This is a genomic window from Leptospira interrogans, from assembly GCF_900156205.1.
Taxonomy (GTDB): domain Bacteria; phylum Spirochaetota; class Leptospiria; order Leptospirales; family Leptospiraceae; genus Leptospira; species Leptospira interrogans.
Genome location: NZ_FTNA01000013.1, coordinates 67,985 through 92,554, shown reverse-complemented (window position 1 = coordinate 92,554; position 24,570 = coordinate 67,985). Strand labels below are relative to the sequence as shown.

Below are 24,570 nucleotides of genomic sequence, written 5' to 3'. Positions count from 1 at the left end.
CAATTATTTGTAATGGATTCCAAAATATATTAAAATATAAATCCACAAAAAACTCAGATAGAACAAAAAATTAAATATTTATTTTTTAGAATATTATTTTTTTCTTAACTCTTCTGCTTTATCAATACTTTTCTGACGATTTTCCAACATGGCTTTTTCTACCATCAATCTGGCTTCTTCAAAACCTTTTTCGTCTAAATTTCTAGGAATATAGATCGGTTCTCCGTAGGACACTACAAAGGTGGTAAACGGTTTTGGAATTCTATGTTTATCCCAGGTTTTTTCGGCGATCCATTGACGAGTACATTCGTAATGAAATGAAACGATAGGGACCTGGGAAACCTGAGCCGCAGCAATCAAACCAGGCTGCACCACAAGCGCAGGACCTCTAGGGCCATCGGGAGTAATCGCCGCAGGAAAATTTTTTTTAAGATGAACGATCAGTGCCTTTAAAGCCTTAGAACCGCCTTTGGAAGAACTTCCTCGGATACTATAATTACCAAATCTATGAACGACTTGATTGATAAAATCTCCATCTTTAGATTCCGAAATGAGAACTGCCATCCTCTCATTTCGATTGAGATAAGGAGAATATAAAACATTTGTATGCCAACCAGAAAGTATGTAAGGCTTTTTTTCTTTGCGGATTTTACGAATGCTTTCGTCTCCAATATTGATTCTACGAGAAGTCAACCCAATCAATCTTTGTAAGTTGACCACAAAAAACGGAATCAGCCAAATTAAAAATTTTCTTTTAAAAGATCGTTTTTTACCTTTATGAGATTCAGAATTTTCTTCCATATTAAGCACGAGGGTTTTTAACTTCCAAAATTCATCACCTCTTTTTCTAAACTGAATTCAAGGTAGAATTGCGAAAATATACTTCGTATTTAAAAAATCACAGAAAAAATTTTAGATTGAGAATAGAAAACAAATTCATCTTTCGGTTCTAAATCATCCTATACTATCATTTTCCCTTGAGTAAAAATATCAAAACACCACCAAATAAAACTAAACCGATCACAAAACAAAATAAACAATTTTACAGTTTTTTCCATTTCTTAAAAAAACAGATTCAATCTTGATCCATCAAGTTTTCAGAATTGATTTTAAAAATAATCTATATTACTACCACTCAGAACGATAAGACAGAAATCGAATTCAATAGTTTACATTTCAATAATAGAGTTGTTGAAAGTGGCAAGGATTCAATCGAGCGTTTCCAAAAAACAGAGATGGAAGATTCATTTTTAAACAACTCTAATTTTGTGAATTCAGTGTAGTAAAATTTGGGCAAATCCGGCGCGCTTTTTGCTCCAATTCCTTCGGAATTTTTCAAACTCAATGCTGCTCTCTACGAATCGCAGCATAATAATCGCTTTTGCATTGGATTACGCCGAACTCGTGTTAATCAACTCTTGATTACAATATTTATGATTACTCGGATCCATAAAACCATAAGAATCATAGCATGTATTTTTAAAATCTGCCTTCGAAAAAGACTTTTATGGAATCATAATACAAGAAGTAAAATTGAAAGAATTCAAAAATTCTGTGGACTTACTATCAAAACTACAGTACAAAGTTCGAAACAAAAATAGGTCACAAACAATGGAATCCAATTTGCTAACAACAGTATTTCTTCCTATCGCGTTAGGTATTATAATGCTCGGAATGGGTATGAGCCTTACGGTAGAAGATTTCAAAAGAATTTTCGTTCTTCCTAAAGCTGTTATCACCGGGCTCATTTTACAGCTATTCCTTTTACCTCTGACTGGATGGTTCATTGCGAACGTCTTTAAACTTCCAAGTGAACTATCGGTAGGACTTATGATACTTGCAATTTGTCCCGGAGGAGCCACTTCTAACCTGATCACTCACTTAGCCAAAGGAGACGTGGCGCTTTCCATAACGTTAACCGCAATCACTAGTTGTATCACGGTTCTTTCAATTCCGTTTCTACTTAATATATCTATGCATCATTTTTTAGGATCTGGGCAAATGATCAAATTGAATATTCCTCAAACCATATTACAAATTTTTATGATCACCGTATTACCAGTATCAATCGGAATGATTTTAAACTCTAAAAAACCAGAACTATCCCGCAAATTTGAAAAGACTGTAAAAGTTCTTTCCGGAATTTTTTTAGTACTGATCATCTTAGGCGCAATCGTTCGTGAAAGACAAAACATAATTCCATATTTTATCCAAGTTGGTCCGGCGTCTCTGGCATTGAATCTGATTACTATGTTCTTAGGTTATCTGGGAGCGACTCTGATGAAAGTCACTCATCCACAAAGAACATCGATTACCATAGAAGTAGGAATTCAAAACGGAACCTTAGGGATTACAATCGCAAGTGCAATTTTGAATAACCCTACAATGGCGATTCCGTCCGCGATTTACAGTTTGATCATGTTCGCCACGGGAGCGATTTTTTCCATTTGGACAAATAAAAGTTCCAATCCAACGTAAAACTTCCGTTGGTCTTTACGGATCTCTATAAAATTTATAGTATTCAATTTTATAGAGATCTACGATAGATAAGTGATACTATTTATTTTCATTAATCACTATAAATCGAATATAGTTCATCTTATCGCAAAACACCGTTTCAGTGCAAAATATTGGGTATTTTATTATATAACTTCCGAATAAGTGACTGTGATTGTTCTTTACGAATACAAAAATAAAAGAATAAAAAAGAAAAAATCGGAAACCCATTTATTGATTCGATAGACAAATCAATAAAAATCTTTCTAAAAACTCCCCGAGAACCAGAGATGGATTTTATGGAAGTCTCTGAATCCAAATGGAAACCATTTTTAGGAACTTGTATCGTATTGATAGGAGCAATTTTTTTTTCCGCAAAAGCGATCTTTGTCAAATTAGTCTATCGATACGATATTGATTCTATTACTGCACTCACATTAAGAATGTTATTTGCGATCCCTTTTTTTGCCTGGATCGCCTTTCGTTCTAAAAATACAAAAACCTCTGTAAATCTTACAAAAAAAGATTGGGGACTGATTTTCATTTTAGGTTTTTTAGGATTTTATCTAGCGAGTCTATTTGACTTTATAGGTTTGGAATATATCTCCGCGGGTTTAGAAAGACTTACGTTATTTGTATATCCCACGATCGTTTTAATCATCGGTTCGTTTTTATTCAAAAGAAAAATCAAAAAAGCGGAAGTGTTTGCGATCTTTCTCACGTATTCCGGAATCTTAGTCGCATTTATAGGAGACATTCAAACCGAAGGACCAAACGCTACCAAGGGAGTTTTGTTTGTACTTGCATCTGCAATCTCTTATTCCTTATATTTAGTAGGAAGTGAATCTTTGATTCCAAAACTAGGTTCGGTTCGATTTACCTCTTATCTCATGCTTATTTCCGGTTTGATTGTAGTGATCCATTTTTTCATTGTTCGAAATCCAAAAAATCTAATTCAACCACCTAACGTCTACTTATACGGATTAGCTTTAGGAATTTTAACTACGGTAATTCCTGCTTATCTGACTACGGAAGGAATTAGAATGATAGGCTCAGGACGAGCGGCAATTATCGGTTCAACAGGACCAATCTCTACAATTTTACTCGCGTGGATTTTTTTAGAAGAACCAATCACTTCTTCCGGAATCGCAGGTACAATTTTAGTTTTAACTGGAGTTCTTTGGATCGGTAGAAAAAAAACGGACTTGAAAAACGACTAAATTTGTTGATCATCCAAAAATCAGGCCCACCGTTTAACGTGAGTTAAGTGTAAGAGTTCCATAATTCATTTTTTCTGAAAAAAGTTGAAATCTGAACTTTACAGATCGATTCTTAAATTGTGGGAACTACTACGAATCACGGTTTTACTTAAGAATTAGATAATAAAGTATCAATTCAATAATTTACACATCAATAACGTAAATCCAACGTAAGAAAATCAGGGTAAATCCGGCGTCGCCGGACCGCACGTTCTGCCCCAGTTAATAAATTGTATGAAAGAAACAGAATACAATATCTTGTCTTTAGTTATAACTTATTAGAGTTGTTGAAAAATTAATTTTCTTCCGTTTTTCATTAAGAGCTGGTCCAAAATTCTAAACACCGACCTGTAGAACAACCATAGAAGCGATGTATTGAGTTTAGGAAGATGTTTGCTTGAGTTTTTCGAACGACCCACTCAGCGAATGACCCTCTAAAGATCGGCATTGATGTTACTGAGATTTTCAAAATGTAGAACTCATACGAAATTTGGAATAGAATTGTTGAAAAATTAATTCTCCATTGATTTCTATTTTATGGAAACGGTCGATTGAGGCGTTTTGTTAATTGTTGCTATGGAATTTTTCAACAACTCTAATATAGAAAAGTAGAATGTGATGTTTTTTGCGAGAACATTAAAAACTTCTAAAGAAATATAGTTTATATATTTGTAAATTTTGGAATAAGCTCAAAGTAAATTGTGATCTTTCATAGAACTGTATAAGGTTTGAATTGTTACTTTTAAAATAGCCGCGATCGGAACGGCAATCAACATGCCCACAAGCCCTAAAGCCGCACCACCTACTGTAACCGCACCAACTACCACAATCGGATGTAAAGAAACAGAACCAGAAATTACGATCGGCTGAATCAGAAAATTATCTATCATCTGAGCGACCGCTACCACAATCAAAATCGAAGTCAAAAGTTCCGTAGTCCCGTCCCCACCGATTACAAGAGCAAAAAACAGAGGAGGAATCGCACCCATAATCGGACCAAGATAGGGAACCGAATTAGCAACTCCTAAAAACAAACCAAAGATATAAAAATAAGGAAGTCCTATAAAATAAAATCCAATTCCGGAAACCACACAAATGATCGCACCTTGAATCATTAAACTTTTGAGATAATTTGTAAGTTGTTCGTTGATTTTATACGTAACCATCAAAGCCATTTCGAAATAACGATTGGGAATCAAAGAAATTAAACTTTTATACATTCCGTTTCCGTTGAGTAAAAATAAAAAAGCAAACAAAGGAGTGATGATCAAATAACCGATCAAAGTCGGAATATAAGATACAAATGCCTTCACTTGTTCATGCATTAGTTCCGCAATTTTTTTAATAAGTTCATCCGGGCGAATGGTTTCGTTCCAACTCGATGGGAACTCGTTAAACTGCAAATTGACGGTTACGGTTAAATACTTAAACTTAGCGTCATCCAAATCCTGTTTCCAATTTTTCAAAAGAGGATTTAAAGTAGAAACGATAGGGGGAGCAATCGAGTTGATGAAAAAATAAATCGGAACGCTGATTACAAACATTAAAATCGCGATGGAAAGAATCCTAGGAACTCCTAAACTTTCTAAGTTATTGATCGTTCCGTTAAACGCATAAAAAATCAAAAAGGCCATTACGATCGGAACCGCAAGTAAATGGAGCCCCCACAGAGAAACAACGATCGTAAAAATAACGATCAGAAAAAAACTAGTCCGAATAAAATATTCGGAAAGTTCTCTTCTTTCTCCCTCACGCATTTTTCTGTTTTCCCCGGAAGTACGCTTTTTCCAAAAGTCCGTTGGTTCTATGCAATCTTTCCACGATCACAGTCGATAAACTCATTAGAATTTCGATTCCGATCCTAGGTTTTGTTTCTATAATTTCTTTAAGATCCGGTTGAAAAAAACCAAGTAGAGTCGTCTTTTCAAGAGCAAAAGCACTCGCAGTTCTTCTTTCTTCCGTAAAAAGAGAAAGTTCTCCAAAAAACGCGTGCCTATCTAAATGAGCAAGATCCAATTCAATTCCATCCCGAACGGAACGAATCACTACCGAACCTTCATAAACTAAATAAAAACCGGCTCCTACTTCCCCCTGTCTAAATACGGTTTCTCCTTCCTGATATTCTCGAACGTGAATCATCCTAGCGATTTCGATTAAGGTTCTTTTTTTCATCCTTCCAAAAACAGAAGTTTCCCTGAGAAATCGAATGATCTCTTGATTACTCGCTTCTTTACGAATGAATAATTTTTTCCAGATAGGAAGATCAAGAGCCTTCAAAAAATTATTTCTCCTCTTCTAGTTTCATCGTAAAGATCAAAATCGTAAGACCAATCGTGACACAAGAATCGGCTACGTTAAACGCAGGCCATCTAGAAAACAAAAGGAAGTCAGGCCAATCAAAATCCAAAAAGTCTACGACTCCGATATATTCTCCCATATTAGGTTGAAAACCAAAACGAAATCCTGTTCCCGGAATTTTTACAAAAAATTTATCTAAGAAATTTCCAAAAGCTCCCGCCATCACTAAGTTCCAGCCCCAGGGATTTCCTAAATCGTGATTCTTCCATCTATAACCAATTAGAAACACAATCGCAACTCCAGTAGCGATCAAAGAAGGAATCGCGTTGTCCTGAAACGCACCAAACACAAAACCGGTGTTAAACGTAAGAGTCATTCTAAAAAAACTTCCGAATACTTCTAAATAACGATGGGGTTGAAAGTAAAGAATGACTAAAAACTTAGTCACAAGATCCAATACGATTCCTAAAAAAATAACTCCCAAATAAATAGGGCGATAGACGTCTAAAAATCTTTTTTCAAAATATTTCACAAAGAGGTTCCTTTCTTTTTAAGTTTATTTTTCCAAAATGAATAGATAAGTATAAATCCGAAAATCACAGAAGACGTAAAAAATCCCCAACTTTGAATCTCCATTCCTTTTTCGAGATAATCATTTCCAAAATGAATTCCTGCAATCAAGAATCCAGAATATAAAATCTGATGTCCCAGAATATACATCTTCCGAGTGTGTCTTTCGACTTCCCGAAGTTGAATTCCCTGTTTTCCTCGATTGATGTTCTGGAGTACTTTATAAAATTCTCCCGGAATGGAAAGTGTATTACCTAAAAGATTTTTATCTTCGTTTAACAAAAGAAACTCCAGTCCGCCTTCTTTTCCGGAGGCGACGGTCCGGAACGGTTTTTCTCCGTAGTCTAAAACGGTTCTATAAGGATCCAAAATCGAAGTAATCCCTACCAATAAACCCAGGACACGTTCTAAGAAAATGAAATTTTCAGGAATCTGAATCATTCTAAAAATTTCTTTCAAACTGGAATTGATCTCTTTTAAAAAAAGTTGATCTTCTCGAGTATGAATTTGACCCAGAGAAAGATTTCGGAAGTAGTCCGTATCCGCTACAAACCTTCCCAATTTCTCCAAAGAATAACGAACCACTTCTTCTAATTTATCTCTATCTGCAGAAGCAGACAAAGCCCCCATTTCTTCCAAACCGTCTACTACCCCAAAGTAATCTTTGGCAATCGCACATAGAAATATTTTTTTAAGTGCGTATGCTCCTCCAGAATTGATCTCCCCCACTGCTCCGAAATCTAAAAAACAAAGTTTTTCTTCCGGTGTGTAAATTAGATTTCCTGGATGAGGGTCTGCGTGATAAAAACGATATTGAAAGATCATCAAAACATAAGCGCGTACTAAAAGTTCCACCGGTCTAGACTTTGCCTGACCTTTTAAGACCGGAGTCGCTCTTGTGATCTTGACACCTTCTATAAATTCAGTTACTAAAACACTTTTTCCAGAAAATTGACGAATGACTTTTGGAAAGATATAATCGGGTTCTTCTACAAAAAATTGTCTCATCCTATCGTAAGAATCCGCTTCCAGTTTCAGATCAGTTTCCCTCGTAACCAACCGAGTAATCTCATCGTGAATTTTTTTATATTCAAAACGAAATAGATAACGATTGATTCTTTTTAAAAAAGAACGAATGTTTTTGAGATCGTTTGCGATTAACGTTTCAATTCCAGGATACAAAACTTTAACCGCAACTTTTTGGCCTCCGATCGAAGCCACGTGAACCTGAGCCGTGGAAGCGCTTGCTTCTGGAACGTTGGAAATATCCGGAAAAACTTTTATAATTTCTTTTCCAAACTCAGATCGAAACCTTTCTTCTATTTCCGAAAACGGATGAGGAGGAACTCTGTCTTGAAGATCTTGCAAAGATTCCGTAAACGAGTCTGGAAAAATATGAGAAAGATTCCCTAAGTATTGACCGAGTTTGATATAAACTCCACCCATAGATAAAAAGAAATTACGACAATCTTCACCTAACGTACGAAAGAATTTTTCGTGAGCATCCGTATCTCTATAAGAAGGAAAAAAAATTTTTCCTAATTTAAAAAACCAGAATATACTCCAAATTTTTTTCCAAACAAAAGAATTAGCGTTCCAAAATCTCCAAGAACTACTGTGTAACTTGTAGGACAGGGTTTCCTGAGGTCCGCTTGTTCCGGTTACGAGCATGGATAAAACTTCTAAACCTCTAGGATTCTTTTTTCGGCTTTTCTCCGGATCGTATCCAACAGGGTGAGAATTTGAAGATTCTCTTCTATATCCCCTGTAATCGAGGAAGGTTTTCCAGACAAATGCAGGAAAATAGAATTGTACAAATTAAGAAACGGATTTGAGCCTGCGGAAGATTTTTCGGAAATTGAAATCGGAGTCAAACTTTTAAATCCTTTGTATTTTCGGGAAGGTTTGGATTTCCAAAAACGAACCTCGTCATTCCCAACTAAAAAACGGGCGTTCTCTGTTTGAATATCCAGCTCAAATTGAAAATAATTTCTCATTCCTCCCGCTTCTAAAAATACGGTTTCTCCCTGGGGATAAGTCATAAACGCCAAAGCCTGTTCTTCTACGGTAGAATGACGATAAGATCTTAAAACAGAAACGACTCGGTCCGGCATTCCTAGATACCAAATCAAAAGATCCACCGCATGAGTTCCATCATGAAAAAGAGGACCAGTTTTATCTAAAATCGCACGGCCTGGATCTCTTGCAGAAGTAAGGACAGAGGCGCGTATAGTTCTTACCGGACCAAACGTTTTTTCTTGAATCCATTTACGAATCTGGATATAAAGCGGATGATACCTTCTTTCATGATTTACCCATAAACTAGTTTTTGTTTTTTTACAAAGTTTTGCTAGCTTGCGCGCAAGAGGAAGTGAATGACAAACTGGTTTTTCTACCAACAAACGTCTAAACCCAAAATCGATCGTTTGCTTTGCAAGTTCGTAGTGTGTTTCAGAAGGTGTAGCGATTATAACAAGGTTTGTATTTCTAAAGTCAGCAATTGGAATCTCCCAATCTATTTGACCAACAAATTTTATGTTCTTTTGGTTCGGTTCTAAATTTGTATCTCTCCTCTGGAATATAAAAGCGAAATCTTTTCTATTTAGATTAAAACGAAAACTCTCAGCCCAACTTTTAAAATCGGAAAAACATACTTCTTTTGGAATATTCCAATCTTTGCAAAAATTATTTCTTCTCTCTTCTGAAGGATCGATCGCTCCTATCAGAAAGAATTTTTTCCTTCCCCAGGTGGAAAAAATTGCACCCGCGTGTGTACAAGGATGATTTCTGAGAGAATCCTTTTCTAAAAGAGACGCAATTCTTCCAAGACCTATGAGTAAAACTGGAATCATAAGTTGAACAAACCATTTCGTGGATTCTATCCGGAATCAAGAGTTATTTTGACTTGACCAAATGAGATTTTAAAGGGATTCTTTGGGCCATGACTTTGAAGACCGGAATACAGAATGATTTTGATCTGACTGAATCATCAATGAAAAAGAACGTGTAACTCCAACCTCACTCGCCCCATCAAAGACTTGTAGCGAAACGTTTTCTCATAATCCAAAAGTATTTAGAAAAACATCCGGTCGGAGAAACGATCTTATCTCCTGTGACGTAATTTTAGAGGAAGGATTCAATCGACTCTTATATTTATAGGAAACTCAAAAAAATCAATCTATGGTCCCCAACTCTGGCTTGTATTTCCAGAATTACAATGTATTGAAATATTTTTTTGTGAGAATGGACGACTCTACTATCTTCATTCATCTACAAATCTTTTTCCACCCGAATCAGAATCCAAATTTTTAAAAGATTGAGTCCTTATCCTGTATGTTTTATTTCCAAATGTAATCTTTTAAAAAACGAATATAGAATTTAGATACCACTAAATTTGTGGGAACTACCACAAATCGTGATTTTACAGTTAAACTTTAAAAATGTGGGAACTACCACAAATCGTGATTTTGCAGCTAAACTTTAAAAATGTAGGAACTACATGATTACACCGAACTCACATTAAAATATTCCATTTAAGATTCATTCTATTTTTGTAATCATCCCAAATGATATTTCCAATAAACAGGAAATACTCTCTTTCTAAAAACGGAGACCCGTAATCATTTTCTTCTCATTCATTTATGATTCGACCAAGGAACCGCTTTTTCCAATTGAGAACTGAGGCGAAATAAAATATCTTCTCTTCTTCTAGCCGCAGTAAATAAAAGCCCCAAGGGAAGCCGATCACTCGTCTGGCTTAGAGGAATGGAAACAGAAGGTTGACCAGTAAGATTAGCGAGTTGAGTAAACGGAGTTCTAGAAAGGCTTTTTTCCACGAGTTCGTCCACAAGCCCGGAAGCGAATAGAATTTTTCCTAAACCAAGATGACCTACTATTTGCATCGCTATCTTTTCGCCTAACTTAGGTTCTAATTCACCTATTTTAGAAGGAGGCATGGCAGTCGTAGGAGTCAAATAAACATCGTAGGTTTCGTGAAAAGTTTCCATTGCCAAGGCGGCCTTATCCCATTCTTGTAAATTAAGAACAAACTCACCCCCAGAAATAGTTCTACCTAAAAGGCCTAAAATCCAAGTGACAGGTTCAACGTCATTCATTCTGACTTTTCGCCCGAGTATCGTTTCTAAGCTTTTTAACTGAGCGGCAACCTCACCGAAATACATCGTGATAAAAGATCTCCCGATCGCCTTACCGTCGATAGGTGCGTCCTTTTCTTCTACCTTATGACCAAGAGAATGTAGTAGTTTTGCGGTTTGGATCACAGATTCCACACAATCCGGATGAACCTTAGTCCCAATCGGAGATTGGGTGGAAAAAGCGATTTTGAGTTTGCCAGTAGATTTTTTAATCTCGGAAAGATAGTTCGTCTTCGGTTCCTCAAAAGAAAAAGCTCCCGACTTTTCAATTCCGCATAACGCGTCCAAAAAAGCCGCGCTGTCTCTGACAGATCTAGAAAGAATATGATCCACAGAAGCACCTTGCCAAAATCTACCAAAATTAGGACCAACTGGAGTTCTCCCTCGAGTAGGTTTCAAACCGAACAAACCACAGTAACCCGCAGGAATTCGGATCGATCCCCCACCGTCAGAAGCGGTTGCAACCGGAACCATCCCAGAAGCGACCGCAGCCGCAGAACCACCAGAAGAACCACCCGGAGTTCTTTCTAGGTTCCAAGGATTTCGGGTCGGACCGTATAACTTCGGTTCTGTGATTCCCATAAGAGCAAATTCGGGAACATTCGTTTGTCCTAAAAAAATGGTTCCTGTTTTACGAAGCCTTTTTATAAATTCAGAATCTTGGGGCGAAATATAATTTCGAAACGCTTTAGAACCACAAGTCAGAGGAGCGCCTCCAATAGAATGAACCATATCTTTTACAAGAATCGGAACTCCCCGAAAAGGACCGTTCGGAAGTTTAGACTTTGAAGTTTTTCTTGCTTCTTCGTAAAAACGGGTAATTACTGCATTCAGCCCAGGATTTATGGTTTCAATTCTTTGAATGGCAGATTCAACGAGCTCAATAGGATGAATTAGTTTTTTTCGGACAAGAGTGGCCAGTCCTATAGCATCGTAATATGTATATTCCGGAATAGGTTGAGGCATAGGAGACTCCGAATACAATTTAGGAACCTCAAAAAGAAAAGAGGGTCAAGATAAAAAGGAAGTTTTTAAGATTCCTGTAAAAAAGAAGTTCCCAAAATGTGGATATACACGTCGCAAAAAATTCGATTTTAATTGTTACACGAGTATCTTACGATGATTTCCAAAATTCATAACATTCCCTATTTTTTTTTAATGGTTCCGTTTTTTCTATTGGCTGATCCGATTTTGGACAACGAATTTTTAAGATCCGTTCAAGAGGGAGATCCTAAAAAAACCCAACTTTTAATCCAAGCGGGAGCATCTGTAGACGCAACCGATTCCAGGGGAAAAACCGCTTTGATGCTTGCAGATCATAGACCAGAAGTCGCCGAAGTTCTCATCCGCGCCGGTGCAAACGTAAACGCTCAAGATAAGGATGGAAATTCAGTATTGATGGAAAGTTTATCTGGACTTTTAGACGTAAAAGTTTTAGATATAGATGATCTCGCTGTTCCTAAACGATTGATTGAATCCGGAGCCAAGTTAGAATACATTTCTAAAATCAGCGATAACAAGACCATTTCCGTATCGATTTTAAACGTGGCTATACGTCGTGGAAATCTAGTATTGGTACAGTTTTTAGTAGACAATCACGCAGACGTAAACTTTGACAAAGGAAACCCGGAAGAATTCCCGCTCTTTCTTGCATGCGGAGCAGGTTCCTCCACGGCTAATTTTGCAATCGTAGAATTTCTTTTGAAAAATAACGCAAAACCGGATTACACAAGTCGTCTTCATGAAAAAAATCAAGACGGTAAACAAATCCAAGTGGGGGTAGACAACGCTCTTCATTTTCTTTCAGAAGAATCCAATATAGACCCAAGAATCCCGGAACTTCTAGTAAAAAGTGGGACAAATTTAAATCATAGAAATGCGGAAGGGATCACTCCTCTATTGAAGTCCATACTAAAAAAGAGAATCTCCCTATCCGAAAAATTACTCGAACTCGGAGCCGATCCAAACATTGCGGACATACAAGGAAGAACTCCATTAGAAGAAGTAAGAAAACAAAAATTGACTGATCTAGAAACTTTGATTTTGAAAAAAATTGGGATAAACGAAAAGATTTCTCAGTAGTTTTTTAAGAGCAATCTACATAATAAAATCATAACGTGTGCAGGACGTAAGAAATCCGTTTTACCATAGGTCAATTTTTTCGTAAAAAAATAAATGTGGGAACTACCACAAAACGTGATTTTACAGTGAAACTTCTAAAATGTGGGAACTACCACAAAACGTGATTTTACAGTGAAACTTCTAAAACGTGGGAACTACCACAAAACGTGATTTTACAGTGAAACTTCTAAAACGTGGGAACTACCACAAATCGTGATTTTACAGTGAAACTTCTAAAATGTGGGAACTACCACTTAAATTTTTTGATAAAAATGCTATGCCAAAGGTTTTATTACCTTCAACCCAACTGCTTTTGCTAGCGCGATCTGTTTTATGTCTAAAGAATAAAATTCTTTGACTTTAAAAAAAATCGCCAGACTACATGCAAAATATCTAAAAAACAAATGCCTAACTTGCAAGTAAATTTTCTGGAAAGATCCTTTGCGATTTGAAAAGATTCTGATCCGGAAACGTTTTCGAGCTCTAAAACTCCATTTGTAAAGTCAGACTCGAAATCTGTTCTCAATAGTTTGATTTCTTGAATTTAAATTTCTTTACGAAACAACTTTAAAAAGGATTTGGAATTTTGATAAATCTTTTCGGATTAAAATTCTATTTTTTTCGAGAATTACTGAAATACAAATTGTATCCAATATTACTCTAAAGTTGTAACGGTTCGATTCCTCACATTCACTTGCAGAATCTTCGATTTTATTTTTCTATATTCCCATTGAACCGTAAATTCGTCCTCATGTAGAAATACGTTACGATCCAAGTAATAAACAAGACTTTCATGCCACTGAAATTCTTGCGAAGAACCAGAAGGAATCGTCTTTGGACCGTCTATTTTTTCTAAACCGTTATAAAGATTTAAAGGATAGTTTTCCTTCCCATTAAAATAAAATTTTATGAACTTGGATCTGTTTTCAACACCTAAATCTGGAATTGGATTTCGACTTTGATTCGTGACTTTTATTTTAAATCGGATCAAGTTCTTATTCTGCTCGTCCTCAAAAAAGGACACGGAATTTTCAACTATAACCTGATCTTTTTGAGACATGCTTATATTACAAAATTGAAATATAATTATAAAAGTAAAAAATGGTAAGAATCGATTCAAGGTCAAAATAAACCATTCACACCGTTAATCATTACAGTTTTGATAACTTCTTTGTCTTTTTCGGATTCGGCCACCTTCCAATTAATACCGGAAGAAGTAGACAAAAGACTTCTACCAACACAATTACGACCGAGAGCCGAACCCACTCCGCCAATTCTAGCGATAAAAATATCGTATTCGGAAGAAAGTTTAGCATAACGTTCCAAGTCCTGAGCGTGAGTGGAATCGGATTCTAAAGTAAAATCGACGTGAAATAGAAGATTCACGTTTTGGGACTTTAATTCTTTTAAACGTTGTGGATTTTGAATTTCTTTTCCAGCCACGATCCCAAAACGAAAACCTCCCATAATAAAAATCGTTTCTGAATCTCCAGCAGAAGCAGAATTTTCTTCCGGAAAAAGTTCCCGTTTATCATACCAGTCTACGACCATTAAGTCTTGAACAATCGGAACGCCGATCCTCAATACTCCGGAAGAATCTTTCCTAAACATCGAACCGCCGATAATTATACCTTTATAATATTCAGAAATTTGCAATAGTTCGTCGGACAGAATCTTGGATTTATCAGAAAGATTTTCCGGAGAAGAATATAAATCGTAAAACGGAAAAAATTCCGGTAAAAGTAAAAAGTCCGATTTTTCCTTGGAAAGTTTGGATTTCTGTTCGTTCGAAACAGGACGGTTGATGTGTTTTTGAAAAAGTGTAACCTTTGCAGATGCCAAAATAAAATTCGCCTTTTAATCGTCTAAAATAGAAGGGTCAATACCTAGAGAGTCCGAATCCATTTTTTCTGGAATTCCCATCGACTCGGCTCCATCCCCAGCTGCAGGAACTCCTAAGTCCGGTTCTCCGGAAGAAGGTTGCTCCGTTTTGATTCCAAATTCCTTTTCCATTTCCTCCGGAGAAAGTTCAGTCACACCTCCAAACAAGTCTCCGTTTTCAAGACGGCCAGCAAACGCAATTGCAAAACAATACGATTCCATAATACACTGTTTGATCGGTTTTTTATTCAACCTTCTTTTAGATTCCATCATATCTAAGGTTATAATATCTTCCATGTTGGTTACGATTTCTTTTTTGGATTTCATATCCGCGATGAGTTTTTCCAAAATTTCCGCAGTCTTTTCTACAAATTCCTTAACGGTAACTCGAACATTTCTAGATTGCTGACTTCTTTTTGTTTCTAAGGCGGTAGTTTTTTTAGAAGCCTCGATATAATTGGCCCCTGGATTTTTAAGATGATTCTTTAGTTCTTTATAATATTGATCATAAATTCGAAACTGTTCGATAGAAGCTCTGGTAGTTTCGTAGTGATCGATCATTTTCTCTCTATAATCCACCTTGGCTCCGTTTACGATCGTAGGTTTTATATCTATCTTTTTAGTGGTCATCACAAAAGAATATTCGGTGTCGAATTCCTTAAAAAAGAGCCAGGTTAAAAACGCCTTATCTGCGGAAGGAATTACTTCGTATTCCCCTCTTGGATCATGTTTTTTACGAAGTTGGTCGAGAGGGAGCGTTCTCATCAATTTCAAACCGTATTTGAGTTCTTTACTGAGAGAATCTTCCGGATTGTTTTCCTCTTTTTTTTCTTCTACGGGAGCATTTTCTTCGGGAACCGCACCGCCAGAAATTTCATCTAATTCTTCTCCTTGTTGTCTATGACCCGGTTTTTCTTCGGGAAGAATTCCCAGGACTGCTTCCATCGAATTACTTAAGAGAGGAATATTTTTATTTTCGTTTCTAAGAACCACAAGATAAAATTTTTCGAATAGAGTTCCAAATAGATAATCGAACTCTTGAAGAGCACGTTTTTTCTTAGTATTGTAAATGGTGGTAGGTTTTCCTTCTAATTTTTCCAGAGCAGAGTATCCTAGATTAATGGCCTTAACGTAACTCCCCTGAAACGGATAAACATAGTATAATTTTCTAAAAATGGAATACAACGGATCTTTGACTCTAGAAATTGCAACGGGCAAGTCCGGAGCCGCGTTATGCGGTTCTATTATTTGATTTACTTCCTCATTGTCGTAAATCTTATGCATTCTTCCTAAAAGTTCGATATAAATCGGATTTTGAGCGTCTAGTTCTTTAGCAATTTTACCAGCATAAGCAGGATTTCCAAGTATATCGTTTCCTACAAAGTTCAATTCTAAAAGGGATTTTTTACCGGAAAGATTAAACTCGGATAAAAAGGAAGGTAATAAATCGGAAGAAGAAAATCCTGTAACTCTGCCCATCCAACATTTCAATCGAACAGAAAGACGATTGATAAAGTTTCCCATTTCGTCTTCGATCGCCTTTCTGTCTTTGGGATTTGGACCTTTGGAAACCGATCCACCTCTTGCAGAAGAGGCGCCAGAACGAGTAGATCCAGTACCTTTTCCACCGGCTTGACTCCTCTGACCTTGTCGAATGTTAGGTTGTCTACCGGACGCAGACTCTTCTTTTTTTGGATCCTTTTCGCTAACTACTTTTCCACCGGCAGATTGGAATTTATTAAACATTTCTTTTCTGGCTTTATCATCCAGATTATTAACACCGATAGAACGTTTTGTTTTATCAAACTCTGCCATATTCAATCCTTGCGTCTTAGTTCAAATTTACAGTTCTAAGAAATAAATCAAGAAAGTTACTACTTCATTTTACTTCTTGACAGACCTTTCTTCCAGGTGTTTTTTCGATCTGATGCTAATCCGAAGCGAGATACGAGAGAATCATATCGTTCTTACGGTTCTTGAAGATATTCTCATGGATAACTCTAGGGATTTTCATTCTGAATTTGAAGAATCTATGAAAACCGGAAACCCCGAAATCATCAGCTTTTTTTTAGGAAAGGTTAAATTCATAGACTCCTCAGGGATTGGTATCATTATTAAAGTAAGAAATCAAGTCCGTGAAAAAAACGGAATCGTAAACATTTTTGGTCTGAACAAGTCCCTAAATTCGGTGTTTCGGTTATCCGGTTTAGATAAAATCGTGAACCTTTATACTAGCGAAGAGTTTCTAAGTAAATATCCTATTTTTCAAGAGTTTGTAGATCAAAATTCCAAATGAAACATACATTTAAATTTTCCTTTTTAATTTTTATTTTTTGGTTCGTTCAGTGTTCTTGGGTTCAAGAAAGGGATTTTTACTTTTGGCCAACCAATCGAAATCTAATTTATAACTCCGAAGAGGTAGCTTACTTTCACATTTCACCTTCCAAAGTGGAATTGTTCGAAACCCTAATCGCACCTGGGCCTTTTACCCATCCTACGCAACTCACTCCCGAGCAATGGAAAGATCTTTTAGGAAACTTAAAGTATATTAAAAAATCCTCACTTGGTTTTTTTACGGATTACACGTTTTCAGACGGAGAATTAGAAAACATCTCAAGAGATCTACCTTATGTTTTAAAATCTCTACCGGAAAATAAAATACTCGTATTAATTTCAAAATACGATGACATTCAATCTGTCATATCCTTAGAAGAAAGAACCACCGCTCTCATTTGGGGAGAAAAAGACAAGATCAACTTAGTCTTTGGTAAAATCAAAAGAGAAATCGTAGATAAATCAGTTGGATTGGATTTTGCACTCTGGACCGATATAAAAGCAATCAGTCTCTCTCACATATCCGATGGAACTGAGATAGCAGACAACGGAACTGTACAATTCCAAACGGTTCGAAATATTCCAAATCGGAAATGGGTAATTTTTAATTCGGAACAATTGGATCAATATAAGTTTAAACCTAGAAAAAGAAACGAAATCCGTAGACTTACGGACGAAAACGACCGTCCAGGTGGTTGATTTTTGTTAAACGACATCGGATTTTTTAAACTCTTTGTAAAACTTTTTTTAGAATCTAAATCTAGCTCATTCAACGTGAGTTCGGTCTAAGAAAAAATTTTTTAAAAGTATGATTTTAGAATTGGTTCGTAAAATCATGATTTGTGAGAGTTCCCACATCATTTTACAGATAAGCCGAATTTTGTGTGAGTTCCCACAATTAGAATTTAAGACGTGTTCAAAAGACAGAATTACAAATTAATTCATATCTTACGAAATATAATATAATCTTAATGTATTTAAACGCGTAACTTCAACCACTTTTATTCTTCAAAGAAAGGGTTTTGCCACACTGTTATCCTCAATCTTCTAAATGCGCTGAAATTCAATATTCAAGCTAACCTACAACAGACTTACAACGACCACAAAGATCTCCTTCCTTAGAAATATCTTCCGTATGTCTCCAACAACGGGGACATTCTACTTGAACCGGTTTTAAAACTTTTACGGAAAATTTTTCGTTTTCATAAAAGGATAAAACGTCCAAACCAGGATTCTTCTCGTGAACTTGGGAAACTACAAAAAGAATTTCTAATGTTTCTTTTGGCAAAATTTTGGTTAAGTTAGTTCCGTTTTTAGAAACAATTTCCAAACCAGCTTCGAGAGACTTACCTAGCTTGTTTTCTTGTCTTGCAATTTCTAGAGCTTTCTGAACAACTTCTCTCACTTGTAGCACAGATTCAAACTTTTCTTCTAAGTTTTGATTTTTCCAAAATTTTAAATCTGGAAAATTCTGTAAAAATACAGAATCTTTTTTTCCATTGGAAACCCATACTTCTTCGGCGGTAAAACTGAGAATCGGCGCTGTAAGAATACATAAGGTTTCCAGAATATACTGAAGTGCTGTTGCAGATGACTTTCTAGTTTTGGAATTTCTAGCATCGCAGTACATTCTATCTCGAATCATATCAAAATAATCCTGGGATAATGTTACTGTACAAAATAAAATCAACTTCTGGTAAATCTGATGGAATTGATAGGCTTCGTAATTCGCAATCACGTCTTCCGCAAATTGAGAAAGTTTAGAAAGATAAAATAAATCTAATTCTTCTAATTCTTCAAAAGGAAGATTTTGTTCCGAAGTATGACCGTCCAAATTTCCCAAAAGATAACGAAATGTATTTCGGATCTTACGATACTGCTCGGAAACGATCTTTAAGGATTCTTTACCCACTTTAATATCATCTCTGAAATCTAAGGAACTGACCCATAAACGAAGAATATCCGCTCCATAAATTTGAATTACATCCGCAGTAGGATCAATTCCGTTTCCGAGAGACTTAGACATAGGATGACCTTTTTCGTCCAAGACGTAACCGTGAGTCAAAACTGTCTTATATGGAGGAATTCCTCTAAGAGCCATAGAAGGCCAAAGAGAAGACTGGAACCAACCTCTGTGTTGATCCGAACCTTCGAAATACAGATCGGCGGGAGGTTCGTCTTTACGTTCACCTAACACTGCAAAGCTGGAAACACCCGAATCGAACCAAACATCTAAAATATCATTTCCTTTTTTGAAAGAGTCGCTTCCACATTTTCCACACTTGGTTCCTGGGGGAAGAAGGTCCGCTGCCTTTTCGGAATACCAGATTTCGATTCCTTTTTCTCTTACCATCTTTGTAAAGAATTGGATCGAAACGTCATCAATATGAGTCTGTCCACAGGATTCACAAGTGAACGCCGGAATCGGAACTCCCCAATTTCTCTGACGCGACAAACACCAATCCGGTCTTGTTTCTACCATAGAACGAATCCGAGTAATTCCCCAAGAAGGGATCCATTGAACTCCGTCTATCGCGGAAAGTGATTTTTCGCGCAGCTCGTTAAAATCCATTTTAAAAAACCATTGAGGGGTCGCGCGGAAAATTAAAGGTTTTTTACTTCTCCAACTATGAGGATAAGAATGTTCAAACTCACTGTGATGCAGAAGTAAACCTTTGTCTTTTAAAAGCTGAATGATTTCCGGATTTGCATCGAAAACTTTCTTTCCCTGCATCAAAGGAAATTCGTCCGTATATTTCCCGTAATCGTCCACAGGAGAAAACGGCTCCAACCCAGCGGCCAAACCTACTTTGTAGTCATCTTGACCATGTCCGGGAGCAGTATGGACACAACCCGTTCCAGCATCTAGAGTTACATGATCCCCAAACAAAGAGATAGAGATACGATCCATAAAAGGATGTTGAAATTTAAGAACGGAAAGTTCATCAGAAGAAATCGACTTTACCTTGTTAAGCGAAACTCCAGTCGTAGAGGTTACACTTTCCGCAAGACCATCCGCAAGAATGAGTTCCTCTCCTGACTCTGTTTTAAAAAAAGAATATTCAATTTTTCTGTTAAAACAAATTCCAAGATTTGCAGGAAGTGTCCAAGGAGTTGTAGTCCAGATTAGACAAAATTTTTTTTGTTCTCCTACAATCGGAAACTTTACGTAGATAGAAGGAGAAACGTGAGGATAGTATTCTATTTCCGCCTCCGCGTGAGCGGTAGCTAAATCGATCGACCAATAGACAGGCTTTTTACCTCGATAAACGTAACCTTTTTGAAAAAGTTCACCAAATACTTCCACGATTTTCGCCTCAAAGCCGGGAGACATCGTTTTATAAATTCTATCTTCTTCCCAAAAACATAAAAAACGACTTAGATCCTCTCCTTGTTTTCCTACAAATTCTTCTGCATAATTTCTACAAAGACGTCTCAGTTCTTCTGGTCCGGTTTCACGCGCTTTCTTACCTAAATTTTTTAAAACCTGAACTTCAATTGGAAGACCGTGACAGTCCCAACCAGGAATCATGTCTGCATAAAAACCGGCTAAAGACTTGGATTTAATGATAATATCTTTCACGATCTTATTGAGTGAGTGTCCAAGGTGAAAATTTCCGTTCGCATACGGAGGACCGTCGTGAAGAACAAATTCTTTTTTTCCCTTTCTTTGCTCTTTCATTTTACGGAAAATTTGCCCGGACTTCCAAGATTGTATCTGAGCCGGTTCTCTTTTGGCCAGATCTGCTTTCATCGGGAAATCGGTTTTCGGAAGAAGAACCGTGGAAGAATAAGGATTTTCTTTTTGGGTTTCGCTCATAGTTGTATCAATAGTCTATTCTTGTATTTGGGAGAACTGCTTGTAATTTATCAGCATCCTCCCCCTTTAATGAAGTTTTTTTAATATTCAATCTTTTTAAATGAGTCAGATTTTTCAATTTATTATAGTTAGAAGGAAGCACTTTGATTCCAGAGTTCAAATTAAGATCCAATTCTTCCAAACTGGAAAGAGAAGCTAGAATTTCAACATCCGTTTCAGTCAACGTAAGCTTGTTTTGATCCAAATACAGGGTTTTAAGCAAAGGCAGAAACAAAAGTTCCGAAGGTAGAAAAGTAAAATCGTTATTACCCAAGAGTAATACTTTCAAATTCTTTAATTTAGAAAAAGAAGATGGAACCGTATTTAGATCATTTCCGAAAAGGTTAATTTGTTCCAGATTTTTACAAGCTCCAATCCAACCAGGAAGAGAATTCAAACTGTTCAAACGTAAATCCAGCTGAGTCAAATTCGGAAAAGAGCAAACTCCTTCTGGAATCGAGGTTAACTTTTGCATTCCTAAATCTAAGATTTGAATCGATTCCGATTTTCTTTTTGCTTCTTCTAAAATCTCTACCGCGTTTTTTTTACAATCGATCCCAAAAAACGAAACCCAAAGAAAGAAATAGAGCTTAAAGATTTTTTTTAAAGATAGGAAATTCATTGGTTTGATCCTTTTTTATAATGCAAAAACCGCCTCTAAACCTTTTTCATAAGGTCCGCTCAATTCCTGGAAAGAAATTTTAATTTCGGCGTCTTTGATTTCTAAAATTCCGGAAGAATTTGTTTTTCCTATCGGATAGAACTTTAATCCATAAGCTTCAGTCTGTTTACGAATGTCTTCTTTCGATAACGAATCAAATCCTACCAAAACCGCTGTCGAACTTTCTCCAAAAAGGGTCAAATCCAATCTGTTCCGTCTAAGAGACGTTAGGTCAGACTCAATTCCTAACCCCGAAAAAAGTACCGTTTTAGAAAGTGCTACTGCAATTCCTCCCAAAGAAAGATCTTTCGCAGATTTTAAAATTCTACTTTCATTCAAGGAAAGGATTAGTTTACAAAGTTCTAATTCTTCTTTAATATCCAACTCGGGAATACTTCCGTTGATTTGACCGTGGATTTTTTTCAAATATTCACTTCCCCCGAGAGAAGGACGAAAATTTCCCAGAACCGCAAGTTCAACCCCGATTTCTTTCGGAAAATTGAATATAAGTTTTTCCTTATTTTCTAAAATTCCCACCATACCAATCGTAGGAGTTGGAAAAATTGGACCTTCCGGAGATTCATTGTAAAAAGATACATTACCACCCGTCACAGGAAGTCCCAGAAAACGACAAGCGTCGCCCATTCCACGAATACATTCAGAAAATATATAGTAGTTTTCAGGAATATAAGGATTTGCAAAATTAAGATTATTAGTCACTCCGTAAGGAGTTGCACCGGTCACATACACATTTCGAGCTGCTTCACATACGGCAAATTCCGCACCTTTATAAGGATCTAAATACGTATATCTGGAATTACAATCGGTTGCAGTTGCAAGTGCTTTATTTGTACCGGGAATAGCGGAAAGTCCCCCGTCTAAACCGGGACCGATGAGTTTTACTAAACCAACTTCACTATCATATTGTTCCGTGATCGGTTTTCTAGAACACACATTCCAAGAAGAAAGAATTTTGAGCAATATCTCTTTTGAATTTGCACCTTTGGTCACGTCGGGAATCTCATCTGGTTTCCAAGTTTTGACCGCATCCAGATATGAAGGACGTTTGGTTTCTCTTTCGTAACGGGGAGCTCCTCCACCTAACACAAGTGATTCGGCAGGAATTTTAGCTTTCAGTTTTCCGCCCATATAAATTTCGATCATTCCATCTGCTGTAACTTCTCCGATCTTGACCGCGTTTAAATTCCATTTTTCGAATATTGATACGAGTTCCGATTCTTTTCCCTTTTTAGGTACGACCAACATTCTTTCTTGAGATTCGGATAACATCGCTTCGTATGCGTTCATTCCGGTTTCTCTAAATGGAACAAGATCTAAATCGATCTTCATTCCGGTTTTTCCTTTGGCGCTCATTTCGGAAGTAGCACAAGAAATTCCGGCAGCACCCATGTCTTGAATTCCTACGAGAAGTCCTTTCTGAATCGCTTCTAAACTTGCTTCCATCAAGAGCTTTTCCATAAACGGATCCCCTACTTGCACCGCAGATCGTTTCGATTCAGATTCTTTGGAAAGATCCTTGGATGCAAAAGAAGCTCCGTGAATTCCGTCCCTTCCGGTCGTAGCTCCTACGATGTAAACAGAGTTACCAACTTGTCCACCCGTAGTCGCACTCGCCATCTGATCATGACGCACAACCCCGACGGTCATTGCATTTACGAGTGGATTTTTGGAAAAACATTCATCTATAAAAAGTTCTCCACCCGACACTGCAATTCCAAGTGAGTTTCCGTAGTCTCCGATTCCCTTTACCGCACGAGAAAGTAGATATTTATTTTTAGGTTCATCCGGATTTCCAAAACGAAGTGAATTGAGAGATACGATCGGACGAGCGCCCATCGTAAAAATATCTCTCATAATTCCACCTACACCAGTCGCTGCTCCCTGATACGGTTCTACAGCCGTAGGATGATTATGGCTTTCTATTTTGAAAACCACTGCTAAGCCGTCACCTATATCCATTGCTCCAGCGTTTTCTTCTCCTGCTTTTGCAAGTAGTTTATCTGAGGTTGTCGGAAGAGTTTTTAATTTTAGAATCGAGTTTTTATAAGAACAGTGTTCCGACCACATCGCGGAAAAAATTCCAAGTTCGGTAGAATTTGGAATTCTTCCTAAAATTTCTTGAATCTTTTGAAATTCTTCTTTGGTAAGCCCGTGCTCCAGGGCGTCTTCTAAGGAAACGACGTCTTTTTCCATCGTTTGTCAGTATTTTTTCTAAGTCGCACTCTGAAAATCAAATATTCCATAAAATTAGGGCGTAGTTCGGACCCAATTTCCCGTTCGTAGTTTTGTAGAGTAAGAATGGAATACTTGGAAATTTTCTTTTTTAAAATAAGAGAGTGTATGTTAATTCTTAAACCTGTAAGAGTTCCCACAGTTTTAAAGAACAAGGCGTCTTTTGTCAAAAAACGACTGTAAATCTATATGAGGTAAATTAGATCCATTGATTGAGACAAAAACCTTACAGATTTTTAGAATTTAACTTTTCAAACCAAATCCATTTCGTCGGAACAAGTTTAAAATTAAACACTTACTACTCGGACGCATAAAAATAGTACCAAGTTATTAACGGCCTAATTTACGAAAAAATAGTAGTACTTAAAAAATACCGCAAATTCGGGATTTACGGCATTTTAAAGTAAGACCAAAATATTCAAATTTTTGAAACAATCTAACACAAGTATTCTATTCATACGTCCGAGTAGTAAAAAAATCTTCATAAAACCTAAATAACACGAGTTTTGTATAACGAATTAGAAAGAGATGATTAGCTATTACCTGCAAAGCGATCATAGAAGTAATGTGCTGACTTCAAAAAACGTTTCATTAGCTTGTTCCAAATCCTCAAAAAATTTTACGCGATAACTCTTTAGAAATTTTTAATAAAATGCAGTAGTTCCTACAAATGAGATCACATCT

General features: G+C 36.7%; 19 protein-coding genes and 1 pseudogene. 5 read left to right on the top strand and 15 right to left on the bottom strand.

Annotated elements, in window-relative coordinates; genetic code table 11:
- Positions 1-93: 93 nt before the first annotated feature.
- Both BW942_RS12090 and BW942_RS12085 read right to left on the bottom strand, forming a co-directional pair.
- Positions 94-801: a lysophospholipid acyltransferase family protein gene (locus BW942_RS12090; protein WP_000392265.1), complete on the bottom strand. Its 708-nt coding sequence runs from the start codon at positions 799-801 to the stop codon at positions 94-96.
- 334 nt (positions 802-1,135) lie between these two features.
- Positions 1,136-1,345 carry a hypothetical protein gene (locus tag BW942_RS12085; protein WP_000053900.1) on the bottom strand — a complete coding sequence of 70 codons (210 nt, stop codon included), beginning with the start codon at positions 1,343-1,345 and terminating at the stop codon, positions 1,136-1,138.
- 266 nt (positions 1,346-1,611) lie between these two features.
- On the opposite strand from BW942_RS12085, the gene BW942_RS12075 reads away from it, so the two are divergent.
- A complete protein-coding gene (locus BW942_RS12075) occupies positions 1,612-2,478 on the top strand; it encodes a bile acid:sodium symporter family protein (protein WP_000445511.1) in 867 nt (288 codons plus the stop codon).
- 308 nt (positions 2,479-2,786) lie between these two features.
- On the top strand, positions 2,787-3,716 hold the full coding sequence (locus BW942_RS12065) for a DMT family transporter (RefSeq protein WP_000347004.1): 930 nt from the start codon (positions 2,787-2,789) through the stop codon (positions 3,714-3,716).
- Between the two features lie 728 nt (positions 3,717-4,444).
- Here BW942_RS12065 and BW942_RS12060 read toward each other — a convergent pair.
- The 6 genes from BW942_RS12060 to BW942_RS12030 form a co-directional block, all read right to left on the bottom strand.
- Complete coding sequence (locus BW942_RS12060) at positions 4,445-5,512, bottom strand: AI-2E family transporter (protein ID WP_001206646.1); 1,068 nt, start codon at positions 5,510-5,512, stop codon at positions 4,445-4,447.
- Positions 5,505-6,032, bottom strand: coding sequence for a cyclic nucleotide-binding domain-containing protein (locus tag BW942_RS12055; protein ID WP_000645315.1), 528 nt, complete (start codon positions 6,030-6,032; stop codon positions 5,505-5,507). Before BW942_RS12055 ends, BW942_RS12060 begins: the two co-directional genes overlap by 8 nt.
- 4 nt (positions 6,033-6,036) lie before the next feature.
- On the bottom strand, positions 6,037-6,585 hold the full coding sequence (locus tag BW942_RS12050) for a lipoprotein signal peptidase (protein WP_000873141.1): 549 nt from the start codon (positions 6,583-6,585) through the stop codon (positions 6,037-6,039).
- Positions 6,582-8,294, bottom strand: coding sequence for an ABC1 kinase family protein (locus BW942_RS12045; RefSeq protein ID WP_000961616.1), 1,713 nt, complete (start codon positions 8,292-8,294; stop codon positions 6,582-6,584). The genes BW942_RS12050 and BW942_RS12045 overlap by 4 nt, the downstream gene beginning before the upstream one ends.
- An 11-nt stretch (positions 8,295-8,305) precedes the next feature.
- Positions 8,306-9,475, bottom strand: a complete 1,170-nt coding sequence (locus BW942_RS12040) for a Gfo/Idh/MocA family protein (protein ID WP_000613386.1) — start codon at positions 9,473-9,475, stop codon at positions 8,306-8,308.
- 783 nt (positions 9,476-10,258) lie between these two features.
- Positions 10,259-11,743: an amidase gene (locus BW942_RS12030; protein ID WP_001136112.1), complete on the bottom strand. Its 1,485-nt coding sequence runs from the start codon at positions 11,741-11,743 to the stop codon at positions 10,259-10,261.
- Between the two features lie 153 nt (positions 11,744-11,896).
- Here BW942_RS12030 and BW942_RS12025 point away from each other — a divergent pair, with 153 nt between their 5' ends.
- On the top strand, positions 11,897-12,859 hold the full coding sequence (locus BW942_RS12025) for an ankyrin repeat domain-containing protein (protein WP_000623889.1): 963 nt from the start codon (positions 11,897-11,899) through the stop codon (positions 12,857-12,859).
- Positions 12,860-13,173: 314 nt separating this feature from the next.
- Here the strand turns inward: BW942_RS12025 and BW942_RS22125 are convergent.
- From BW942_RS22125 to BW942_RS12005, 4 genes and pseudogenes are all read right to left on the bottom strand, one after another.
- Positions 13,174-13,469 (bottom strand): annotated as a pseudogene (locus BW942_RS22125) (PIN domain-containing protein); the annotation flags it as partial.
- A gap of 84 nt (positions 13,470-13,553) precedes the next feature.
- The gene (locus BW942_RS12015; RefSeq protein ID WP_001982520.1) at positions 13,554-13,958 is read right to left on the bottom strand and encodes a hypothetical protein; all 405 of its coding nucleotides are present in this window, start codon (positions 13,956-13,958) and stop codon (positions 13,554-13,556) included.
- A 62-nt stretch (positions 13,959-14,020) separates the two neighbouring features.
- A complete protein-coding gene (locus BW942_RS12010) occupies positions 14,021-14,740 on the bottom strand; it encodes a carbon-nitrogen hydrolase family protein (RefSeq protein WP_000135393.1) in 720 nt (239 codons plus the stop codon).
- Between the two features lie 15 nt (positions 14,741-14,755).
- Positions 14,756-16,594 carry a hypothetical protein gene (locus BW942_RS12005; protein WP_000807170.1) on the bottom strand — a complete coding sequence of 613 codons (1,839 nt, stop codon included), beginning with the start codon at positions 16,592-16,594 and terminating at the stop codon, positions 14,756-14,758.
- Between the two features lie 112 nt (positions 16,595-16,706).
- On the opposite strand from BW942_RS12005, the gene BW942_RS12000 reads away from it, so the two are divergent.
- Positions 16,707-17,075: an STAS domain-containing protein gene (locus tag BW942_RS12000; protein WP_000908508.1), complete on the top strand. Its 369-nt coding sequence runs from the start codon at positions 16,707-16,709 to the stop codon at positions 17,073-17,075.
- Positions 17,072-17,812: an LA_1326/LA_4305 family lipoprotein gene (locus tag BW942_RS11995; RefSeq protein ID WP_000683163.1), complete on the top strand. Its 741-nt coding sequence runs from the start codon at positions 17,072-17,074 to the stop codon at positions 17,810-17,812. Before BW942_RS12000 ends, BW942_RS11995 begins: the two co-directional genes overlap by 4 nt.
- 376 nt (positions 17,813-18,188) lie before the next feature.
- Here BW942_RS11995 and ileS read toward each other — a convergent pair whose 3' ends face one another.
- The 3 genes from ileS to purL are packed head-to-tail and all read right to left on the bottom strand — an operon-like array spanning position 18,189 to position 23,847.
- A complete protein-coding gene (gene ileS, locus BW942_RS11990; RefSeq protein WP_000005312.1) occupies positions 18,189-20,933 on the bottom strand; it encodes an isoleucine--tRNA ligase in 2,745 nt (914 codons plus the stop codon).
- Positions 20,934-20,940: 7 nt separating this feature from the next.
- Positions 20,941-21,594 (bottom strand): leucine-rich repeat domain-containing protein, encoded by a 654-nt coding sequence (locus BW942_RS11985; protein WP_001010184.1) that lies wholly within the window; start codon positions 21,592-21,594, stop codon positions 20,941-20,943.
- A gap of 15 nt (positions 21,595-21,609) precedes the next feature.
- The gene (gene purL / locus BW942_RS11980) at positions 21,610-23,847 is read right to left on the bottom strand and encodes a phosphoribosylformylglycinamidine synthase subunit PurL (RefSeq protein ID WP_000409822.1); all 2,238 of its coding nucleotides are present in this window, start codon (positions 23,845-23,847) and stop codon (positions 21,610-21,612) included.
- Between the last annotated feature and the right edge of the window lie 723 nt (positions 23,848-24,570).

Coding starts and splice junctions, on each gene's coding strand:
- BW942_RS11985 (WP_001010184.1), bottom strand. CDS start 21,594: ATGAATTTCCTATCTTTAAAAAAAATCTTTAAGCTCTATTTCTTTCTT.
- ileS (WP_000005312.1), bottom strand. CDS start 20,933: ATGAGCGAAACCCAAAAAGAAAATCCTTATTCTTCCACGGTTCTTCTT.
- BW942_RS12025 (WP_000623889.1), top strand. CDS start 11,897: ATGATTTCCAAAATTCATAACATTCCCTATTTTTTTTTAATGGTTCCG.
- BW942_RS12030 (WP_001136112.1), bottom strand. CDS start 11,743: ATGCCTCAACCTATTCCGGAATATACATATTACGATGCTATAGGACTG.
- BW942_RS12015 (WP_001982520.1), bottom strand. CDS start 13,958: ATGTCTCAAAAAGATCAGGTTATAGTTGAAAATTCCGTGTCCTTTTTT.
- BW942_RS12005 (WP_000807170.1), bottom strand. CDS start 16,594: ATGGCAGAGTTTGATAAAACAAAACGTTCTATCGGTGTTAATAATCTG.
- BW942_RS12040 (WP_000613386.1), bottom strand. CDS start 9,475: ATGATTCCAGTTTTACTCATAGGTCTTGGAAGAATTGCGTCTCTTTTA.
- BW942_RS12065 (WP_000347004.1), top strand. CDS start 2,787: ATGGATTTTATGGAAGTCTCTGAATCCAAATGGAAACCATTTTTAGGA.
- BW942_RS12060 (WP_001206646.1), bottom strand. CDS start 5,512: ATGCGTGAGGGAGAAAGAAGAGAACTTTCCGAATATTTTATTCGGACT.
- BW942_RS12075 (WP_000445511.1), top strand. CDS start 1,612: ATGGAATCCAATTTGCTAACAACAGTATTTCTTCCTATCGCGTTAGGT.
- BW942_RS11995 (WP_000683163.1), top strand. CDS start 17,072: ATGAAACATACATTTAAATTTTCCTTTTTAATTTTTATTTTTTGGTTC.
- BW942_RS12000 (WP_000908508.1), top strand. CDS start 16,707: ATGCTAATCCGAAGCGAGATACGAGAGAATCATATCGTTCTTACGGTT.
- BW942_RS12045 (WP_000961616.1), bottom strand. CDS start 8,294: ATGCTCGTAACCGGAACAAGCGGACCTCAGGAAACCCTGTCCTACAAG.
- purL (WP_000409822.1), bottom strand. CDS start 23,847: ATGGAAAAAGACGTCGTTTCCTTAGAAGACGCCCTGGAGCACGGGCTT.
- BW942_RS12090 (WP_000392265.1), bottom strand. CDS start 801: ATGGAAGAAAATTCTGAATCTCATAAAGGTAAAAAACGATCTTTTAAA.